The 19204-nt window shown below is 65.3% G+C and carries 19 protein-coding genes; 4 read left to right on the plus strand and 15 right to left on the minus strand.

Annotated features, from left to right (window positions below; translation table 11 throughout):
• Positions 1-16 precede the first annotated feature (16 nt).
• The 7 genes from C8C92_RS17470 to C8C92_RS17500 form a co-directional block, all read right to left on the minus strand.
• Positions 17-673, minus strand: coding sequence for a hypothetical protein (locus tag C8C92_RS17470; RefSeq protein ID WP_116744757.1), 657 nt, complete (start codon positions 671-673; stop codon positions 17-19).
• A gap of 34 nt (positions 674-707) precedes the next feature.
• The gene (locus C8C92_RS17475) at positions 708-1601 is read right to left on the minus strand and encodes a GIY-YIG nuclease family protein (RefSeq protein ID WP_116744758.1); all 894 of its coding nucleotides are present in this window, start codon (positions 1599-1601) and stop codon (positions 708-710) included.
• Positions 1585-2613 carry an aminotransferase class I/II-fold pyridoxal phosphate-dependent enzyme gene (locus C8C92_RS17480; RefSeq protein ID WP_116744759.1) on the minus strand — a complete coding sequence of 343 codons (1029 nt, stop codon included), beginning with the start codon at positions 2611-2613 and terminating at the stop codon, positions 1585-1587. The genes C8C92_RS17475 and C8C92_RS17480 overlap by 17 nt, the downstream gene beginning before the upstream one ends.
• 20 nt (positions 2614-2633) lie before the next feature.
• Entirely contained in the window at positions 2634-4784 is a 2151-nt protein-coding gene (locus C8C92_RS17485) for a hypothetical protein (protein WP_116744760.1), read from the minus strand.
• A gap of 10 nt (positions 4785-4794) precedes the next feature.
• On the minus strand, positions 4795-6150 hold the full coding sequence (locus C8C92_RS17490) for a hypothetical protein (protein ID WP_116744761.1): 1356 nt from the start codon (positions 6148-6150) through the stop codon (positions 4795-4797).
• Positions 6151-6154: 4 nt separating this feature from the next.
• Positions 6155-6874 carry a hypothetical protein gene (locus C8C92_RS17495; protein ID WP_099763482.1) on the minus strand — a complete coding sequence of 240 codons (720 nt, stop codon included), beginning with the start codon at positions 6872-6874 and terminating at the stop codon, positions 6155-6157.
• Positions 6875-6949: 75 nt separating this feature from the next.
• Entirely contained in the window at positions 6950-7516 is a 567-nt protein-coding gene (locus tag C8C92_RS17500) for a hypothetical protein (protein WP_116744762.1), read from the minus strand.
• Between the two features lie 412 nt (positions 7517-7928).
• Here C8C92_RS17500 and C8C92_RS17505 point away from each other — a divergent pair, with 412 nt between their 5' ends.
• The gene (locus tag C8C92_RS17505) at positions 7929-9719 is read left to right on the plus strand and encodes a DUF1800 domain-containing protein (RefSeq protein WP_116744763.1); all 1791 of its coding nucleotides are present in this window, start codon (positions 7929-7931) and stop codon (positions 9717-9719) included.
• A gap of 9 nt (positions 9720-9728) precedes the next feature.
• On the plus strand, positions 9729-11183 hold the full coding sequence (locus tag C8C92_RS17510) for a DUF1501 domain-containing protein (RefSeq protein WP_243420263.1): 1455 nt from the start codon (positions 9729-9731) through the stop codon (positions 11181-11183).
• Here C8C92_RS17510 and C8C92_RS17515 read toward each other — a convergent pair.
• The 3 genes from C8C92_RS17515 to C8C92_RS17525 form a co-directional block, all read right to left on the minus strand.
• Positions 11180-12025: an intradiol ring-cleavage dioxygenase gene (locus tag C8C92_RS17515; RefSeq protein WP_116744764.1), complete on the minus strand. Its 846-nt coding sequence runs from the start codon at positions 12023-12025 to the stop codon at positions 11180-11182. The genes C8C92_RS17510 and C8C92_RS17515 overlap by 4 nt on opposite strands.
• A gap of 125 nt (positions 12026-12150) precedes the next feature.
• Positions 12151-12747: a hypothetical protein gene (locus C8C92_RS17520; RefSeq protein WP_099763477.1), complete on the minus strand. Its 597-nt coding sequence runs from the start codon at positions 12745-12747 to the stop codon at positions 12151-12153.
• Positions 12748-12749: 2 nt separating this feature from the next.
• The gene (locus tag C8C92_RS17525) at positions 12750-13223 is read right to left on the minus strand and encodes a Spy/CpxP family protein refolding chaperone (RefSeq protein WP_116744765.1); all 474 of its coding nucleotides are present in this window, start codon (positions 13221-13223) and stop codon (positions 12750-12752) included.
• A gap of 193 nt (positions 13224-13416) precedes the next feature.
• On the opposite strand from C8C92_RS17525, the gene C8C92_RS17530 reads away from it, so the two are divergent.
• Positions 13417-14106: a response regulator transcription factor gene (locus C8C92_RS17530; protein WP_071076833.1), complete on the plus strand. Its 690-nt coding sequence runs from the start codon at positions 13417-13419 to the stop codon at positions 14104-14106.
• A gap of 2 nt (positions 14107-14108) precedes the next feature.
• Positions 14109-15599: an ATP-binding protein gene (locus C8C92_RS17535; RefSeq protein ID WP_116744766.1), complete on the plus strand. Its 1491-nt coding sequence runs from the start codon at positions 14109-14111 to the stop codon at positions 15597-15599.
• A gap of 40 nt (positions 15600-15639) precedes the next feature.
• On the opposite strand, the gene C8C92_RS17540 is transcribed toward C8C92_RS17535, so the two are convergent.
• The 5 genes from C8C92_RS17540 to C8C92_RS17560 all read right to left on the minus strand — a co-directional run bounded on the left by C8C92_RS17540 (position 15640) and on the right by C8C92_RS17560 (position 19134).
• Positions 15640-15981 (minus strand): FlxA-like family protein, encoded by a 342-nt coding sequence (locus tag C8C92_RS17540; RefSeq protein ID WP_071076831.1) that lies wholly within the window; start codon positions 15979-15981, stop codon positions 15640-15642.
• Positions 15982-16093: 112 nt separating this feature from the next.
• Positions 16094-16663 carry a dCTP deaminase gene (gene dcd, locus C8C92_RS17545; RefSeq protein ID WP_071076830.1) on the minus strand — a complete coding sequence of 190 codons (570 nt, stop codon included), beginning with the start codon at positions 16661-16663 and terminating at the stop codon, positions 16094-16096.
• Between the two features lie 133 nt (positions 16664-16796).
• Positions 16797-17597, minus strand: coding sequence for an alpha/beta hydrolase (locus tag C8C92_RS17550; protein WP_099763473.1), 801 nt, complete (start codon positions 17595-17597; stop codon positions 16797-16799).
• Positions 17598-17655: 58 nt separating this feature from the next.
• Positions 17656-18351, minus strand: a complete 696-nt coding sequence (locus C8C92_RS17555) for an HAD family phosphatase (protein ID WP_116744767.1) — start codon at positions 18349-18351, stop codon at positions 17656-17658.
• Between the two features lie 21 nt (positions 18352-18372).
• The gene (locus C8C92_RS17560) at positions 18373-19134 is read right to left on the minus strand and encodes a TSUP family transporter (RefSeq protein ID WP_034756294.1); all 762 of its coding nucleotides are present in this window, start codon (positions 19132-19134) and stop codon (positions 18373-18375) included.
• Positions 19135-19204 lie beyond the last annotated feature (70 nt).

Here is a 19204-nt window from a genome sequence, read left to right on the forward strand (position 1 = left end):
GGCTGCCTACCTGCGCTCAGTTCCAGTCGCCCATCACGACGATGCGGTTGCCACGCCGGCGCCAGCGCCCGCTTTCCTCTTCCTGCTGCGGCGCAGGCGAGCGGAAGTGCGGCAATTGCTGGTGCAGGGCCCGCGTCAGCGCGCTTTCCACGGCGCGCGCGCTGCCATCGCCGTCGGCCGCCAGGCGCGCCGCCTGCCCCGCGATGCGCACGAAGCGGCGCGCCAGTTCCAGTTCGCGGTCGGCCGGCGCCTCCGCTTCGCCCGCCAGCTCCAGCTCCAGCGCATTGCTGGCCGCGCGCCCCAGGGCCGAACCGAGCGCCGTGCCCACGCCCGGTATGGGGATCATCGAACCGAGGGCACCGCCGACAAAGGGCAAGGCCGTCTTGGCCACGGCCTTCAAGGCACCGCCCAGGGGCTTGGCCACCTTGGCAAGGGTCGATCCCACCTTCTTGACGCCCTTCCACACGCTCTTGAAAACATTGCCGAGAAACTGCTCGAGTTCTTCCTCGCTGGCCACGTCCAGCAATTCCATGGCCAGCTGCAATTCTTCCTCTTCACTGAAAACGGCCGGCGCACTGCCCTTGCCAGGCCAGTCCTGGCCGAATTCCAGCACTTCAAACGCGGCGCCGGCCCGCTGCCGGCATTGCGCGCATGCGCATTCGAGTTGGTGCATGATGTTCTCCTTCGCTGTCGTCAAGGTGCTGTCGTCAAGCCCACATTTCGCCCAGCACGGCCATTTCCAGTTCGCGCCGCTGGTTCGTCAGCACCCCGCGCCGGTGGGTAAACATGTCGCTGTGGATACCCTTTTCCAGGATGCGCCGCTGTGCGGCCGAGGAGAGCGGCGCCACATAGACGTCATGCCCGCTCATGTCCATGCCCATCATCTTGCCGCACAGGTGGTGCTGTTTCAGGCGCCGCCGCAAATCATCGGTCTGGCCGCTGTAGGCGCGCCGGCCATCCCTGGTGTTGAACTCGATCACATACAGGCCCGGCCCCGTGGCGTTCGCATCGTTGACAGCCTGCGGAATCGCTCCCACCGCCTGGTAGCGCAAGGCGGCCGCGCCCGGCACGCGGCCCAGGGTGGACGCCAGGATGGGCGGCACCTCGCCCTGCATCTGGCCGCCATCCTGGTCCGGGTTTTGATCCCGGTCTTGATCCGGTCCTTGATCCTGTCCTTGATCCTGCCCCTGGTCCTGATATGGTGCCGGCGCCTGCTGGCCGCCGAACACGGGATACGGCGCCGGATAAATAGTGGGGTAGATGGCGCCATAGCCGCCCCAGCCCCGATAGCGCGGCGGATACGGCAAGGGCGGTGGCGGATACCGGGGCGGCCGGCGCCCCTGGCCCTGGTAGCGTGGCGGCGCGGGACGGCGCGGGCCCCGCAGCGGCGGCCTCGCACGCAGGCCGCCACCGCGCATGGCACCGCGTCCACCGCCCGGGCGCGTACGCTCGCCTTCCCATTCGCTCTGCCATTCACCTTCCCATCCGCCCTCATCCTCCCCCTCTTGCATCCACTCTTGCGACCATTCCCCCGGCCATTCCTGCTCGCCGGCCGCTCCCACCTGCCCCGCAAAGGGCAGCATTTCAAATACTTCGTGCATATCGCCTCCTGATGTGATGTTCAAGCAAGTCCATCGCCTGCTGCAGTTGCCCGGGCGTCTGGTCGGCCCGCAGCAGAAAAGTCAGCGCGCCGGGGCCATCCCCCGCTTGCGCCAGCGCCAGCACGCCCGCTGCGTGCAAGGCTGGCTGCAAATGGGCGCACCCTGGCAGGCGCTGCACGGGGAAGCTGCCGCCCCGGCAAGCGATGCCGGCCGCTGCCATCCCCGCCCTCCATTGCGCCACCCGGTCCGCCAGCCTGGCGCGCAGGGCGTCGCCATGCTGCGCATTGAGCGTCAGCGCGCGCCGCGCCGCCGCCAGCACGGCGGCCGAAGGCGGACTGGCATGCACGCGCGTCTGGCTGTGCGCCGCGAAGCGCCGCAACAGCTTGTGGCTGCCGGCCAGCACGGCCAGCGGCACACCGAATCCCTTGGCCAGCGAGGCGCCGATGATCAGCGATTCCCCATCCAAGCCGTGCCGCCGCGCCGAGCCGCCGCCCTGTGTACCCATAACGCCCAGCACCTGCGTGTCGTCCAGCAACAGATAACCGCCGCCCTGGCGCGCCAGGGCCGCATAGCCCGCCAGCGGCAAGACTTGCTCGCTGCCCGGCACATAACCATCGGCCAGGATCAACGGGCGCCGTCCCTGCCTGCCCCAGGCCGCCACCAGGCGCCGCAGCGCCGCCATCTCACCGCTGGGAAACACTTGCCGCGGCAAGCCCAGCGCCTGCGCCCGCTCGGCGCCCCAGCGCGCGATGGCGTAACTGCCGCCATCGACGAGGATCACCAGCCGCTCGGCAGCGAGCATGCCGAACAGATCCCAGAACAAATGCAGGGTCGACGGCAGCACGCAAGCCGCTTCGCAGCCTTGCAGCGCGGCCAGGTCCGCTGCCAGCGCTGGCGCGCCCGGCGGCTCGCGCAGCGCCGCCGGCTGCCCCAGGGTCAGGCTGCTCCATGGCGCCAGCTGGGCCGCCGGATGGCGCATGCCCAGGTACAGGGCACTGGTAAAGTCGAGCATGCACGCGCCCCGCTCCCGCCCTAGACGCTGCGCAACTGCTGGCTCAGGCGCTGGCGCAGCAACACCGAGGGCATGGTCGCTTCGATCGCGGGGTCGCTGCTGTCGATGGACAAATCCACCCCCGTGGCGGCGCGGTAGCCGTGGATATAACCCTGCACTTGCGGGCGCCAGAAACGTGCCCAGTTGAAGGCCTGGGTGGGCTCATAAATATCGCTCCAGTTGCCGTAGCGCACAGACAGCAGCAATTGCTCGCCAAAGATGGCCAGGTTACGGAAATGCATCACGCTCGTATCCGTCCAGCCCTGCAGTTTCTTCATGGCATCGACCCGGTCCATCCACGGTTCCGGATACGCCACCATCACGCGCGTGGGCAAAAATTCGCGGAATTCGGGCCGCGCCAGCATCCACTGCTGCATCAGCATCTCGATGCGCGCCGTCGACGGCAAGTCGCCGAACTGGTTGTGCGCGCCCTGCGAGAGGATCAGATGGATTTCCTTCAAGGCGTTCAGCACGGGGAAGGCGTCCGCCTTGACGGTCGTGTCGTCGTCCTGCTTGTAGAACGAGGTAAGCAGCCGCAGCAAATGGTGAAACGCTTCGAGGAACTTCGAGCGGCTGTCGGCTGGCCGGAAGTGCTGTACCGCCTTGCCATCGAGACGCACGCCGTAATGGTGGTCGTACTCGTAATTGCGGCGCACCACGGTCAGCCGGTGCTGCTCATCTTGCGTGTATCCCCACAGCAAGTTGTTCAGCGGACGCAGCATGTCGATTTCCGTGTTCGACAGGGGATCGAGGCCGCTGCCCGGCGCGCGCAAGTTCTGGAAACGCTGCGTGATGGCATTCATGGTTTGCACCAGCATGCCCTCTTCGTGCCAGTACGACCAGATCAGTTCCAGCAGGCAAGGATTGGCCAGCTTTTCCTGGATGATGCCAAAGCACAGGTCCACCTCGCCTTCCTGGCCACGCGGGATACTGATGGGGATGTCGGGCAGCTTGCGGCGGATCACGGCCAGATACGGCAAGGTCTGGAAGCCATCGATGTTTTCCAGGTAATCATCGCGCAGCACGGTTTCCAGGTCGCGTCCCTGGGGAATGTCGCGCCGGTCCAGGTAGGCGTTGTCCTCGGCCGGATTGAAGGCCAGCGGCTGGTTCAGCACGCCGCAATTGACCATCACGAACGCTTCCGTCGCCACTTTCAGCACGCGGTAGGAATCGGCATCGGAAAACGGCAGCGCGCGGCGCTGCTTGAGCTGCTGGAACATGTCGGCCTTCTTGACGAAGCGTTCCTGTTCGAAGCCGCGTACATTGGCCAGGTCGCCGCAAAACAGGCTGTCCATGAAATGCAGGTAATTCGTAAACGACATCGCTTCGGTGCTGTTGCGTATCAAGGTCCACAGCGGCAAGTCTTCCGTCGGCTCCGTCTCCGTGCGCGTCAGCGACACGCCCACATTGCCGGAAATGGGCTGCGGCTGGCGCTCTTCCGTCTCGTATTCCGTATCCACGGCCAGCATGGCGTTCGGGCTGAGGCCCTCGGGCACGGGCAAGGCGTTGCGCAGTTCGGGCCGCTGCGACAGCATCATCTGGCCCATGAAACGGTGCATGCCGGCGCGCCGCACGGGTGTGGAAAAGGTATTTACGGCACCGCGCATGGGCACCCATGGCGAGGCGGCCAGCACCTGCACCTGGTCGCGCCCGTCCGCGCTTTGATCGCCGTCAAACGCGACGCTGGCGACGGCGCGGTCGCCCACCCGGCCAAAATTGCAATCGCTGGGATGGCAGTCGGGCGTTTCAAACACCAGCGCCACCTGCGGATTGAGCTGGGGCTTGAAGCACAGCACGGCGCTGCAACCGGCCTGCACCGTCACGCACTGGGGCGCCGTGGCGGGGAAATTGCCATACACGCCCACGTAGCTGCCCGTCGCCAGGTCGGCAAACACGGTGCTGCCGCGGCCATCGGTCCAGCGCACGCCCACCAGCATGGCGGGATCGGCTACCCAGGTAGCGGGATTGAAATTATGGCAATCGGCCTCGGCTCCCCGGTACAGGCTGATGGCGGCATTGACGACCATGATCCCGCTATCGTGCTCGTGCACGGTGACCGCGATGCTTCCGCCGCGATGTATCGGGCCAGCCTGGCCAGCCCCCCTGTTTTTGCTGCTGATCTTGCTGCTCATGTCATTCTCCTCAATGGATAATCAAACGCGATGCCAGGGGCGGCAGCGGCCTGCCGGACTGGCGGCCGTGCCGCACGACATCGGCGCACAGCTCCGACGTGTCCAGGGTGCTGCGCAGGGCCCAGTGGGTCAGCAAACGCCCCAGCAGCTCGCTTTCGTCTTCCGGGCTCAAGGTACCGCTGGCGCGCGCCTGGCCCAGCACGGCGAACACCAGGGTCGGCGTCGCCTGGTACATCTGCGCCGGCGCCAGGGTCCAGCTGCGAAACAGCCGCGCCAGCATGGCTGGCTGGCGCGTGTGCACGGCCATGGCTTCGGCCAGCGAGCCGCCGCGCAAGGACGGTGGCCGGTGCTGCACCAGCAAGCCCACCAGGGCCGCCATGCTGCTCTGCAACTGTTCCAGCAGCTGCTGCTGCCCCAGAGGCAGGCCCGCCAGCGGGTAGTACGACAGCCACAGCTGCTCCAGCCGGCTCCATTGCGGATGCGGATACAAGGCCCGTCCCATGGCGCAGCTCAGGCGCACCCGCAGCCAAGGCACCGGGTGGGGATCGTCGAGATTGAGTCGGAAGACAAACACGCGCGGCAGGCTGACCACGCCGATCAGGCCCAGGGTGGCGGCCACGCCGACGCGCGCCAGCGACCAGAAATCGGCCACGATCTCGGAAATCCACCGCTCCCACAGCTGCCACACGTGCACAAAACCGCTGCCGCCGTGCTGCATCGCTTGCAGCATGGGCCGCAGGGACGCCACCAGGTCCAGCAATGCAGCACCCTGGTGCCCCACCTCGTGCACCAGCGACGAGGCGATGCTGCTGCCGATCATGCGTTCGCGCGGCAGGCGGATGATGGCGACGGGATTGTCGCCGCCGCCCGGCAGGCGCGTGCGCGCACGGCGGATGGCGGCGCCCGGCCCCCGGTCCAGGTAGCAGATCACGGGTGGCGCCTGGTACACATTGCCGGGTAGCGCCAGCGCGTCGGCGGCGACGATGTCCAGGCCAGCCAGCCACACGCCCGTCTTGTGCTCGCTGCGCTGCGTGATGACTTCGTTGAACAGGTCGAACTGGGTCAGCGCGGCATTGAATTTCAGGCGCAGGAAGGTGAAGCGGCGCTGTGCCTCGGCGGCCGTAGCCGTGCTGGCGCCATCGGCGGCTTCGCGCCGCAGCCACCACTGGAACTGGGCCACCATGCGCCGCAATGCGCGCCGGCCCTGCACCAGTTGGCTTTCGATGGCCGACTGGGCACTGGGCATCAGGGCGGCCGCCAGTACCGTCGGCTCGATCAGCGCGAATGGTTCCAGCCGCGCCAGCCGCGTCAGCAGCGAGCGCGCTTCCTGCGCCAGCATCCAGGCAGCGTAAGCGCCGATGGCCATGATGTCAGACGCCGTACAGGACGATTTTATGGCCCTGGCGCGCCCAGCGCCCGCTGGCCGGGCGCATGCCGCCCTGGCCGCGCGCGCTGCCCTGCGCCATGGCGCCGGCGCCACTGCCATTCTGCGTGGCGACCTGGCCGCCGGGACGTCCCAGCAGACCGGGTGCGAACTGGCGCGCCGCCGCACTGGCCGCCGCCTGAGCGATGGCGCGCGGGTCGCCATTGCCGCGCGTTTGCGCGGCGCGGTTGACGGTGTCGGCGGCCAGGCGCACGAACTGCTTGGCACCCTCGAATTCGCGGTCCTCGTTCGACGATGCTTCCGCTTCCAGCCCCAGCGCACCGCCGGCCGCCGAAGCCAGGCCGCTGCCGATCTTGGCCCCCAGCGGGCCGCCGAAATAGCCGCCGATGGCGCCGCCGGCCAGGGGAATCGCTTTCTTCGCTACGCCCTTGAGCACGCCGCCGATCGCTTGTCCCACGGGCGACTTGATGATGCCGCCCGCCACCGACGCGGCCTTGCGCAGGAAATTGCCGAGAAACTGTTCCAGCTCGGCCTCATTGCTCACCGACAGCAATTCATTCGCCAGCTCCATTTCCTCGGCCTCGGAAAACATGGCGTTCGCGCCGCCCTCGCCGCTCCACTCGCCCTGGCCAAACTCGAACTGTTCCGCTTCAAAACCGGACATCTCCTGCCCGTATTCCAGGGTCGTACGATCCATGTCATGCATGATGAGCTCCTCAAAGTTAACACCTCGGTTGACACCTCAGTTCGGATTACCTTGCCGGACAGCCTGGCCATCCGGCTAACAATCGAGCACGATGATGTGCCCGCCCTCGCGGCGCCAGCGGCCAGCGTCCCGTGCCGGCGTTTGCGCGGCCTGCCTGAGCAAGCCTGGCGCCACGCTGCGCGCCACCTGTAGCAGGGCCGTTTCCACCCGCGCGCCGGGCGCGCGCGCGTCCATGCCGCCGTCCTGCGCCAGTTCCGCATTGACGGCATCGATCAGATGCACGACTTGGCGCGCCAGTTCGAATTCCTTGTCTTCCGGACTCAATCCTTCCAGTTCCATGCCGAAGATGCCGGCGGCGCGCCGCTTGAGCGCCTGCGGCGAGCCGCCATGCAGGGGCAGCAGGGGCGCCACCACCTTGCCCAGCAGTTGACGCAGCGGCGCTTCCAGCGGCGTGCCGCGCACTTGCCGGCCCGCCACGGTGGCGCCCAGCTGGCGTGCCAGGAAAGCGTCGAACTGGGCCGGCCCCTGCAATTCCAGCAAGCGCGCCGCCAGGGCCAGCTCATCCTCCTGCTGCAGGGGCGGCATGGCCGGCGCATCAGGCAATTCCATTTCGGGACGATAGGCGAGCAGGCGGCTGGTCATGACAGGCTCCGGTGAGAGACGGGCGGGTGGCCCATGCCTCCCTGACGCAAGGGCCATGCCAGCCATATGCGAGGGAAGAACGGGACGCCACGGCGAACGGTGTTTCGCCGATAGCGTAAAAACCATCGTTTCCGGCGAAGCGAGTTTCGTTGTCAAGATAAGCTTTCAAACAAGCTTAATTGGCAGGAATGATTACGTCGCCTATGCGCCACAGTGCGCGTCATCAGCAAAAAATATTTTTCATTTTCAAAAAACAAACTTCGCGCTATTTCGACTAAAAAATCCTCAATGACACGCTAACGCCCATCAAAAATAAACGTAGTCAACACGCAAATAGTTAATTGGAAAGAGGATTTTGGTAAGCAAGCCCTACAATTAACGGGCCATATTTTGATTGCCAGAAAGAAACTAAATGACTGACCCTACTTTGCGCCGCTTGCTGCTCATCACATTGCTCAGTCTGCTATCCGCCTGCGGCGGTGGCGGTGGCAGCGACAGCAAGACCGGCGCGCCGCAGACCCCGGACGTTTCGGTCGTGCCGCCGGCGACCACCGGCCCCGGCACCACGCCGGGCGACACCATTCCACCGCCGCCCCTGACCACGCCGCCGGCCAAACAGACGGCCACCTTCACGCGCCAGGAAGCGTCGCGCTTCCTGGGCCGCGCCACGTTCGGCCCCGACATGGCGGCCATCGAGGCCCTGGCTGCCAGCGATAGCGATGCCTGGTTCCGCGCGCAGTTTTCCAAGCCGCAAACCTTGCACCGCAAATATATCGACGCCAAGTACCCGGCTGCAGGCGCGGCGATCACCCAGGCCAGGTCAAACGACTTTTATGAGTCGTTCTGGCAGCAAGCCGTGCGCGGCGACGACCAGTTGCGCCAGCGCGTGGCCTTTGCCCTGTCTGAAATCTTCGTCGTCTCCACGCAAAACGCGGCCGTAGGGCCGCAAACCCGGGGCCTCGCCAGTTACTACGATATGCTGGGACAACAGGCGTTCGGCAACTTCCGCACCCTGCTGCAGGGTGTGGCCACCCACCCGATGATGGGACTGTACCTGTCGCACCTACGCAACCAGAAGGAATCGGCCACGCGCACACCCGACGAAAATTTCGCGCGCGAAGTCATGCAGTTATTTACCATCGGCCTGTACCAGCTGAACGCGGATGGTTCATTGAAACTGTCCGGCGGCAAACCCATCGACACCTACACGCGCGACGATGTGAGCGGCCTGGCGAAAGTGTTTACGGGCTGGAGCTGGGCCGGCCCGGACCAGGGCTCGAAGCGTTTTTTTGGCAGCCTGGCCGATCCGGACCGCGACTGGAAACCGATGCAGAACTATGCGGCGTTTCACTCCACCAGCGAAAAACGCTTTCTCGGCGTGAGTGCGGCCGGTGCCGGCGGCGGCGAAGCGGACATGGCACTGGCCCTCGACACCCTGTTCAATCACCCGAACGTTGGCCCTTTCTTTGGCCGCCAGCTGATCCAGCGCCTGGTCACCAGCAATCCCAGCCCGGCCTATGTGGGCCGGGTCGCGGCCGCCTTTGCCAACAATGGTGCGGGCGTACGCGGCGACATGCAGGCCGTGATCCGCGCCGTGCTGCTGGACCCCGAAGCGCTGGCGCCAGCCGGCAGCACCCTGCGCACGGGAAAACTGCGCGAACCGCTGGTGCGTTTGGGCAACTGGATGCGCGCGTTTAACGCCAAGGATGCTGCTTTGCAATACCGCATCTATTACCTCAGCGATCCGCTGTCGGGACTGGGCCAGAACCCCATGAACGCGCCGTCCGTCTTCAACTACTTCCGTCCCTCCTACGTGCCACCCAATTCCGCGCTGGCGACGGCGGGCCTGATGGCGCCGGAAATGCAGATCACGTCCGAGCCGTCCGTCACCGGTTACCTGAATTTCATGCAGGATGCCATCAGCGGCGGCGTGGCGGAAAGCCGTGCCGTGCGGGCCGACTACTCGGCCGAACTGGCCCTGGCCGAACAGCCTGCCGCCTTGCTGGAGCGGGTCAACTTGCTGCTGATGTCGGGCCAAATGTCGTCCCGGCTGCGCAGCAAGATCCTCTCGGCCATCACCAGCATCGCGATTCCCGCCGCCAGCGGCAGCAATGCCGCGCAAGTGACGACAGCGAAAACCAACCGCGTGCACCTGGCCATTTTCCTGGCCATGGCCTCGCCTGAATACCTGGTTCAAAAATAAGGAAGCTGCATGACGATCCCCTCCTACCCCTCCCACTTCTCGCGCCGGCGCTTCCTCGGTTCCATGCTGGGCCTGGCCGGCAGCACGGCTGCGCCATTCGCCCTCAACCTGGCCGCCATGGGCCAGGCAGCGGCCCAGTCGGCCGACGACTACAAGGCTCTCGTGTGCCTGTTCATGGCCGGCGGCAACGATACCTTCAACACGGTGCTTGCCACCGACACGCCATCCTGGAGTGAATACTTGCGGTTACGCAACACAGGCGGCAACGAATCGATCCACCTGCCCGGCGTGGGCGAAACGGGCGGCGTGCTGCCGATCATGCCCGCCACGGCGCAGGCAGGCCGCAGCTTTGCCCTGCATCCCGCCCTCGCCCCCGTGAAAGACCTGTTCGACGGCGGCCGCGCCGCCATCGTTGCCAATGTGGGCACCCTGATCCAACCTGTGACTCTGGCGCAATACAAGGCGGGCAATGTGGCGCTGCCGCCGAAACTGTTTTCGCATAACGACCAGCAATCGACCTGGCAATCGGGCTTGCCGGAAGGCGCCAGCGTGGGCTGGGGCGGACGCCTGGGCGACCTGCTCGGCACGGGCAACGGCTATGCCACGTTTACGGCCATCTCGGCCGCGTCGAACGCGCTGTTCCTCAGCGGGCGCCAGGTGCGCCAGTTCCAGGTGGGCAAGGCGGGCGCCGTACCCATCCGCAATATCGGCAGCGGCTATCTGTTCGGCACCACCCAGGGCGAGACCGCCTTGCGCGACATCATCAGCACGGCGGGCGACGACCTGATGGAGCAGGAACACGTGGCGACGGTGCAGCGCGCCATTTCCAGCCAGGGCGTGCTGAGCGGCGCCATGCTGGCGGCCGGCGCGGGCGGCGTGCCCAATCCACCGCCCTATGTCAACCCGAACACGGGCGCGTCCGGCGTCAACCAACTGGCCGTGCAATTGCAAACCGTGGCGCGCATCATCGGCGGGCGCGGCGCCCTGGCGGCGAAACGGCAAGTGTTTTATGTGACCCTGGGCAGTTTCGACACGCATGACCGCCAGAAGGAGCTGCATGGCGACCTGATGGCGCGCCTGGCGCACGCGCTGGCGTATTTCGACGCCAGCCTGGCGGCCCTGCAGGGCGCGGATGTGCGGCGCCAGGTGACGACCTTCACGGCCTCGGACTTCGGCCGCACCTTCAGCAGCAACGGCGACGGCACGGATCACGGCTGGGGCGCGCACCACTTTGTCGTGGGCGCCGCCGTGAAGGGTCGCGACATCTACGGCGCCTTCCCCACCACGGGCTTGGGCCATGCGCTGGACGTCGGTTCCGGCGCCCTGCTGCCGACCACCTCCGTCGACCAGTACGGCGCCACCCTGGCCAAGTGGTTCGGCGTGGCCGACAGCCAACTGGCCGAGGTGTTCCCGAACATCGGCAACTTCAGCCAGCGCGACCTGGGTTTCATGACAGTCACTTAAGCGTTCACGGCGATGCTCAGGGTGACGACGTAGCCCTGCGTGGCATTGCCCGTCACCGTGGCCATCTGCAGGTTGCTGCCGTCGCTGAAAACGTTGTCGGTGGCATAGCTGATCTGCGCCAGGTTGCGCACGCTGGCCGTGTAACCGCTGGCCGCGTAGGCGTCGTTCAAGGTTGCCATCGGGAAGGTGAACTGCGACGTCTTGAGGCGGTTCGAGGCAGAGGCCGCCTTGGCCAGGCTGGGATAGACCTCGATATGCACGTGCGGCATGCGCCCCGCGTAGCAGCCGGGAAAGATGGTCGTGAAGACCAGGTTGCCGGCGCTGTCCGTTTCCTGCACCCCGCGCAGGTAATTTTGCGCCGTCACGCCGCTCGAATACAGCGAATACAAGCCTTCGCGGTCGCAGTGCCATAAATACACGGCGTAGCCGGCCAGGCTGGCGCAGCTGCCGCTGGCGTTGAGCAACTGCAACTTGATAGTGAGCGGCACGCCCGCCGCCACGCCCGTGGCGCCATTAAAACTGGCACGGATATCGCTGCGCACCACGCCCGACTGCTTCAGCACGTTGATGATGCTGCCGCCATGCGTGTTCGTGCCGTCGGCCGGATACGGCCCGCCCGTTTCGTCGGGCATCACCGTGCAGGCGCCCGTGGTGGGCGTCATCACCGTGCCAGTGCCAGTGCCGCTACTCGCGGCGGCACTGCCGGCGTCCGAACCGCCGCCGCAGCTCATCAAAGGCAAGGTGGCGGCCCCGGCCAGCAGCCAGCGCAGGACTTGCCGCCGCTCAGTCGCCTGCCGCATCATTTCGAGGTCGGATGCCAGACCGTGATCATGTAATTCCATACATACTCCAACAAATGGGGCAAGCCCGCCAAGGCGGGGTTCAGGCTGGCGCACAGAAACAGGACGTGCGTGGCCCGTGGCGAAAGCGCCTTCCTGGCAGCCGGAGCGAGCTTGCGTTCCACGCTTCAGGCCGTTGTATTGACCAGGTTGCCGCTGGCGGACAGGCTGGCGCCCGCATTCGCCTCGCCCAGGCTGCCCGACAGCGCCTGCAAGAAACTGCCCAGTTTGCTACTACTGCTGGTGCTGCCCTCATCGCCGCCCAGCGCACTGAGCAGGCTGGCAAAGCTGGACTGCAAGTCCGTCACGCTGCTGTCCGTGCTGGCGTCACTGTCGCTGCCGGACGCGGACAGTTTTTGCAGCAGGCTTTGCAAGTCCGACTCGATATTGCCGGGGCCGCCAGCACTCCCACCGCTCTGCGCATGCAGGCTGCCCATCAGCTGGTGCAGGAAGGCGCCCAGCGCCTGGCCCACTTCGCTGCTGGTGGCGCTGCTGCCGGCGCTGTCCGTAGCGCTGTCGCCATCGCTGGCGTCCACTGACACGCCGATCGATGACAGGGCACTGGTAACGGCGTCGAGAAACGCGCCATCGTCGGGCTTTTGCGGCCGCGTGCCGCCAACGCTGCCGGCACTACTAATACTGCCGCTGCTGCTACTGCCGTTCAGGCGGCTGAGCGCGCTCAGCTGGGCAGCGGCGCTGCTGGAACTCAAGGCACTGATGCTCACGGTTACTCTCCTGTGGCTGATTGAGGACGGCGCGGGCCGGGGCGGCTGTCGCGCCGCTGCTGCGCTTGCTTGCGCTGTTCCGGCGTCAGCACGGCCAGCAATTGCTGCTCCAGCCGCGCATGCAGCAAGCTGATCTTTGCCATGGCTTGCGCCGCCGTGTTCGCCAGCGCGCCAGCCTTCGCATCGTCGTAGGCGCTGGACCCGGCCAGCTCGCGCAGCTGCGCATGGGCCTTGAAAACGATCTTTTCCTGTTCCCGCAGCAAGGGCGCCTGGGCGTAGGTGGCGGCGAAAACCTTGTCCTGCTGCGCCTCGCTCAAGTCGATACCGTGCAGGAACGGCGGCAAGCCGGGCGGCGGCCCCGGCATGGCGCGCGCTAGCGGGCCGTCCGGCGCAGATTCTTGCTGGGCCAGCGCCAGCAGCGGCATGCTGCAAGCGGACAGCAGCACCAGGGATACGGCAATACTCAGGTGTTTCATCGGGCTTTCCTTTCGTGGCGATCAGCCCTGATTGTCGGCGTCTGGCATGTAAAGCAACGTTAGGGCCGCGTAAAAGCGGGTAAAGGCAGCTGCGCAAATGTCAGCAGGCGTATGTAAAAGCGGGTAAAAGGGACCTGATCCGCCCCTGCTGACTGCTATCATCGGGCGATATTCACCCGAAAAAAGCACAGGCATGAGCAAGGTTTTGTTAATCGATGACGACGTGGAACTGGTCGGCATGTTCCAGGAATACCTGACGCAGGAAGGTTTTGACGCCCGCGCCGTGCATGACGGCGAAAGCGGCGCGGCCGAGGCGCTGACGGGCCTGTACGCCATCGCCGTCCTCGACGTCATGATGCCGCGCATGAATGGCCTGGAAACCCTGCGCCGCATCCGCGCCGGCAGCAACCTGCCCATCCTGATGCTGACGGCGCGCGGCGATGACACGGACCGCATCGTCGGCCTGGAGCTGGGTGCCGACGATTACGTGACCAAGCCGTGCACGCCGCGCGAGCTGACGGCGCGCATCCGCGCCATCCTGCGCCGTTCGCAAGCGGCGCCGCACGACAGCTCGGGCCTGGCGCCGCTGGCCGTTGGGCAACTGACGATGTGGCCGGAACAGCGCCGCGTTGCCTGGGCCGGCGCGCATCTGGAGCTGACGAGCACGGAATTCAATCTGCTGGAAGTGCTGGTGCGCCATGCGGGCAAGCCCGTGAGCAAGAATCAATTGTCGGAACTGGGCCTGGGCCGGCCCATGGCGCGCTTCGACCGCAATATCGACGTGCACTTGAGCAGCCTGCGCCGCAAGCTGGGCAGCCTGGCCGATGGCCGCTCCTGCCTGCAGACCGTCTACCGTCTCGGTTACCAGCTGATCAAGGAGTAAGCGTGGGCCGTCTGTTCTGGAAGTTTTTTCTGTGCATTATGCTGGCGCAAGTGACGGCCACCATCGGCATCGGCGGTACCTTCTGGCTGAAAAACCGGGCGGCGCAGCAGGAGCGGGCCCTCGACATCGACACCAGTCCGCCGGCGCAAATGATCATCGAGGCCGCCAGCGCCACCGTGGAAGCGGGCGGCAGCCAGGCCTTGCAGCAATTCCTGGGCAAGCTCGAACGCATGCGCGTATTTGCCGTCGATGCCAAAGGGCAAGAACTGATGGGCCGCACAGTGCATCCCGCCATGCTGAACAAGGCCCGCGCCATGCTGGGACAAAGCCAGCAGCATCCCGTCGTGCGCGAGGTCATCGGCAGCGACGGCGTGCGCTACCTGCTGTTCCTGCCCTCGTCCGAGCGCTTTCGCACTGGCGAGGCGGGCGCCGCGCGCGACACGCTCAACGCCGTTATTCTGAGCGGCCCGCGCGGCATGGGAGCCGATCCACGGCCCAACGCAGCGGGCGCCCCGCCGCCACGCGGCGACTTCGGCCGCAGCATGCCACCCGGCCCGCGCATGGACAGCCCCTACCGCACCTTCATTCCGCTGGCCGCCGCCATCGCCGCCAGCCTGCTGTTCTCGTTCTTGCTGGCCTGGTATTTTGCGCGTCCCATCCGCGACCTGCGGCAAGCATTCGAGGCTGCCTCGCAAGGCGACCTGGCGCCGCGTTTTCACGCCAGCGGCAAGCGCAGTGATGAATTGACGGACCTGGGCCGCGATTTCGACCGCATGACGGGCCGCTTGCGCAGCCTCATGGATAGCCAGACGCGTTTGCTGCACGATGTGTCGCACGAACTGCGCTCGCCGCTGGCGCGCTTGCAAGCGGCCATCGGCCTGGCGCACCAGCAGCCGGACAAGATGGACGCCTCGCTGCAGCGCATCGAACGCGAAAGCGAACGCATGGATAAGCTGATCGGCGAGCTGCTGACCCTGTCGCGGCTGGAAGCGGGCGCCGGGTCTCCCCTCAGCGAAGACGTCGGCATCGCCGACCTGTTGCACGACATGATGGAAGATGCCCGCTACGAAGCGAAGGCGCGCCAGGTGGGCATCGTCCTGGCGGGCGACGCGGCCATTGCCGACGCCGCTGTCACGGGCCGGCCGGAACTGCTGGCGCGCGCCGTGGAAAACGTGGTGCGCAATGCCATCAAGCACAGCCCCGACGGCGGCACGGTGGAAGTGAATTTGTCGCGCCTGCATGACGGCAAGCAGGATCTGCTGCGCATTGCCGTGCTGGACCGCGGCCCCGGCGTGGCCAGCGCCGACCTGACCCGCATTTTTGAACCGTTCTTTCGCGCCAGCCATACCCAGCACAGCACGGACGGCCATGGCCTGGGCCTGGCCATCGCCCAGCACGTCATCAGCGCCCATGGGGGCCGCATAGCGGCCAGCTTGCGCAGTGGTGGCGGGCTGTGCGTGGAAATGCTGCTGCCCGTCAAAACGCCAGGCTGACCTTCCGGCGAGCCTGGCGTGTTGACGCGCGGATGTGCTGCTACGCCTGCGTATCGATGATGCTGCCCAGGGTCGACGAGACGGATTTGGCCGGACTCGTCGCCGTATCGGCGCTACTGGCCGTCTGAGAAGCTTGCTGCGCCGCCTGTTGCGCCGCCGCTGCTTGCAGTTGCGCAATTTGCGCCTGCAAGGCCTGGATTTGCTGTGCCAGCTGCTGTTGCAGCTTTTGCGACGCCTCCGTCTGCTCGCCCTTTTGCGATTCCGTCAATTCTTTTTGCGCCGCCGTGATCTGCTTTTGCAGCGCCGCGATCTGCGAACTGCTGCCCGAACTGGCACTACTGGCCGCGCTGACTGCGCCGCCTGAACCGATTGCCGCTACCATGGTGCCTCCTGAGTGTTTCAATACCAAGGTTAACGGCAGGCATGGAGCGTGGATGTAGGGCGGCAGGTGTAAAGGCAGGTAAAGACAGCTGGCGCCCCACCCTTCAGAATAATCAGGTCTTCGGCAACGTCACGCCGACCTGGCCCTGGTATTTGCCGCCGCGATCCTTGTACGACGTTTCGCACACTTCATCGGATTCGAAGAACAGCACTTGCGCCACGCCTTCATTGGCGTAGATTTTCGCCGGCAACGGTGTCGTATTCGAAAACTCCAGCGTCACGAAACCTTCCCATTCCGGTTCGAACGGGGTGACGTTGACGATGATGCCGCAGCGCGCATAGGTGCTCTTGCCCAGGCAAATCGTCAATACATTGCGGGGAATGCGGAAATACTCGACCGTACGGGCCAGCGCGAACGAGTTCGGCGGGATGATGCAATAGCCCTTGCCCGACACATCGACGAAGTTGTTTGCGTCAAAATCCTTCGGGTCAACGATGGTGGTGTTGATGTTAGTAAACAGCTTGAACTCGTCGGCGCAGCGGATGTCATAGCCATAGCTGGAGGTGCCATAGGAAACGATGCGGTTGCCGTCGCGTTCCTTGACCTGGCCCGGTTCGAACGGCTCGATCATGCCCGTTGATTCGGCCATGCGGCGTATCCATTTATCGCTTTTAATCGTCATCGCAGGGGTATCTTTCTAGAATATCGGAATGGCGGGGGCCGCACGCCAGCTGCAGGCACGGCCCGAATGGCAGGATTTTACGCGAAAATCCGCCACTGTTGGCCCTTGCAAGATGAAAATCGTTGGTCTCAGGCTACTGTTTCGCCAGCAAGGAAGTGATCATCTCGCGCACGACTTGCGCCGTCAGTTCCGGGTTTTCCATGGGAAACAGATGGCCGCCCGGCACCTGGCGGAAAAACTTGCCGACCAGCTTGCGCGTGGCCTTCAAGCCCGCCTGGCGGCATTCCACCGATTCCGTGCCGCCGATAAAGCCGATGGGTACCTGTAAACCATCCTTGACGAGGCCGCCGATATGATGCGGCAAGCTGCGGTAGACATCCGTTTCCACTTCGCGCGTAAAGCGCAGCTGCACTCCGTCCGGATGGGGAACCAGGCCGCTGTCGATGTAGTCGCGCAAGACCTGCGGCGCCCAGATGGCGAACATGTCCTTGGCGGCAAAGTGGGCATACGCGGCTTGCGCATCGGGCCACTGCTTGCGCCGCTTGGCGGAAAAGCGCGACGGCGAAAACCGCTCGCCCAGCGCCGTATTGCGCGCCAGGCGCACCAGCAAGGCGCGCCAGCCCGCCACCACGGGCGAATCGAGCAAGACCACGCAGCGCACCAGGTCGGGCCGCTGCTTGGCCACCATCACGCTGAGCATGCCGCCCAGCGAATGACCGACGAGGATCACGGGCGCGCTGTAGCGGCGTTCCAGGTCATCGATATACTCGCGCACCAGCTCGGGCCAGCCCGTGCTGACGGGATAATCCGGGTCGTGCGCATGCATGTCGAGCGCCTGCACGCTGTAGTGCTGGCCCAGCAGGCCGAACAGCTTGCGGTAAGTGCCTGCAGGATAGCTGTTGGCATGGGCAAAGTGCAGTTGCGGGAGTGTCATCGTGGGATGGTGCCGGTGAATGCGATAGGCAATTGTAATGGCATGCCGGCAAGCCGTATCAGAGGAAGGCCTCTAATTGTCCCCGCGCCTGGGCCATGCCGGGCACGAACGAGGCCAGCACCGCACCCAGCTCGGCGTTTGAATCCACCACGCAAAAGGCGTCGTCGAACGCATGCTCGCGGTTCATGTGGTTGCGCACGATGATGCATTCCAACCCGGCCGCATTGGCGGCGCGCAAGCCGCGCGGCGAATCTTCCACCGCCACGCACTGGGCCGCGGCCAGGCCCAGGCGCTGCAAGCCCAGCTGGTAGCCATCGGGCGCCGGCTTGCTTTCGCCATACATTTCACGCGTCAGCACGAAGTCGAAGTGTGGCAACATGCCCGTGGCCGCATGGCTGATCTGGAAATGCTGTGCGTAGGCACTCGTCACCACGCCCATGGCCACGTGCGGGCGCAGCGCCGCCAGCACGTGCCCGATGCCGGGCATGGCCAGCTGGCGCGCCTGGCGCAAGCGTTGCGCAAACAGCACGGTGCGCTCGGCGCGCAGGCGCTCGACCAGCTCGATGGCGTGGCCCTGCCCCAGCAGCACATGCCAGGCGCCGTAGTTATTGTCCAGGAACCAGTCAAAGAATTGCTTGGGCGTCAGATCTATGCCGTAGGGCAAGAGCAAGTCGCGGTTGGCCTCATAAAACAGCTGCTCGGTGTTGACCAGCACGCCATCGTTATCCCACAGCACGCCCTGGATGGTTTTCATGGCTTGTCGTCGTTTAAGAACTTACTTGAAGAAAATGTCGTAGGACAATTTGACGATCAGCAGCACCAGCAGCACGAGGAAGAGGATGCGCACGAAGGCGGCGCCGCGGCGCACGGCGATCCAGGTACCCGTCAGGGCGCCCAGGATATTGCACACGGCCATCGGTGCGGCCACTGCGTACACCACGTGGCCGGCGGGAATGAAAAAGGCCAACGCGGCCACGTTGGTGGCGATATTCACCAGTTTCGAGCAGGCCGAGGCGAGGATGAAATCGAAGCCGAAGACGCGGATGAACAGGAAAATCAAAAAGCTGCCTGTGCCCGGCCCGAACAGGCCGTCATAAAAGCCGATGGCGCCGCCGATGACGATGGCCAGGATGCGTTCACGCGGGCCGATGGGGCGCGCTTCGCGCGTCGTGCCGAAATCCTTCTTGATGAAGGTGTAGATGGCCATGATGATGATCAACACCAGCACCATCGGGCGCACCACCTGCTGCGGCACATACGATACGGCAGCCGCGCCGATGAAGGACATGACAAAGGCGCTGGCCACGGCGGGCAGCACCAGCAGCCAGGGAATGTGCACCTTGCCGACGAACGAACGGGCGGCAAACGTGGTGCCGCAGGCCGATGCCAGTTTATTCGTGCCCAGCAAGGAGGTCGAGGCCATGTTCGGCATCAGGTTGAACAGGGCCGGCAGCTGTATCAGCCCCCCCCCGCCCACGGCGGCATCGATCAGACCGGCAAAGAAGGCAAATAAACACAGCAGTGAGATGGTCAGCATGATAGGCAATGAGGAATGGGCGACAGCGGCAGTATAGGCGCCGTGGATTTTTCCGGATGCAACTTCATAT

This window comes from Janthinobacterium sp. 78, assembly GCF_003096775.1.
Classification (GTDB): domain Bacteria; phylum Pseudomonadota; class Gammaproteobacteria; order Burkholderiales; family Burkholderiaceae_D; genus Janthinobacterium; species Janthinobacterium tructae.

Bases quoted from the DNA above. Each gene is read 5' to 3' on its own strand.
- C8C92_RS17510 (WP_243420263.1), top strand. From the start codon at position 9,729: ATGACGATCCCCTCCTACCCCTCCCACTTCTCGCGCCGGCGCTTCCTC.
- C8C92_RS17550 (WP_099763473.1), bottom strand. From the start codon at position 17,597: ATGACACTCCCGCAACTGCACTTTGCCCATGCCAACAGCTATCCTGCA.
- C8C92_RS17540 (WP_071076831.1), bottom strand. From the start codon at position 15,981: ATGGTAGCGGCAATCGGTTCAGGCGGCGCAGTCAGCGCGGCCAGTAGT.
- C8C92_RS17505 (WP_116744763.1), top strand. From the start codon at position 7,929: ATGACTGACCCTACTTTGCGCCGCTTGCTGCTCATCACATTGCTCAGT.
- C8C92_RS17485 (WP_116744760.1), bottom strand. From the start codon at position 4,784: ATGAGCAGCAAGATCAGCAGCAAAAACAGGGGGGCTGGCCAGGCTGGC.
- C8C92_RS17495 (WP_099763482.1), bottom strand. From the start codon at position 6,874: ATGCATGACATGGATCGTACGACCCTGGAATACGGGCAGGAGATGTCC.
- C8C92_RS17500 (WP_116744762.1), bottom strand. From the start codon at position 7,516: ATGACCAGCCGCCTGCTCGCCTATCGTCCCGAAATGGAATTGCCTGAT.
- C8C92_RS17515 (WP_116744764.1), bottom strand. From the start codon at position 12,025: ATGGAATTACATGATCACGGTCTGGCATCCGACCTCGAAATGATGCGG.
- C8C92_RS17525 (WP_116744765.1), bottom strand. From the start codon at position 13,223: ATGAAACACCTGAGTATTGCCGTATCCCTGGTGCTGCTGTCCGCTTGC.
- C8C92_RS17480 (WP_116744759.1), bottom strand. From the start codon at position 2,613: ATGCTCGACTTTACCAGTGCCCTGTACCTGGGCATGCGCCATCCGGCG.
- C8C92_RS17470 (WP_116744757.1), bottom strand. From the start codon at position 673: ATGCACCAACTCGAATGCGCATGCGCGCAATGCCGGCAGCGGGCCGGC.
- dcd (WP_071076830.1), bottom strand. From the start codon at position 16,663: ATGACGATTAAAAGCGATAAATGGATACGCCGCATGGCCGAATCAACG.
- C8C92_RS17560 (WP_034756294.1), bottom strand. From the start codon at position 19,134: ATGCTGACCATCTCACTGCTGTGTTTATTTGCCTTCTTTGCCGGTCTG.
- C8C92_RS17475 (WP_116744758.1), bottom strand. From the start codon at position 1,601: ATGCACGAAGTATTTGAAATGCTGCCCTTTGCGGGGCAGGTGGGAGCG.
- C8C92_RS17530 (WP_071076833.1), top strand. From the start codon at position 13,417: ATGAGCAAGGTTTTGTTAATCGATGACGACGTGGAACTGGTCGGCATG.
- C8C92_RS17490 (WP_116744761.1), bottom strand. From the start codon at position 6,150: ATGGCCATCGGCGCTTACGCTGCCTGGATGCTGGCGCAGGAAGCGCGC.
- C8C92_RS17555 (WP_116744767.1), bottom strand. From the start codon at position 18,351: ATGAAAACCATCCAGGGCGTGCTGTGGGATAACGATGGCGTGCTGGTC.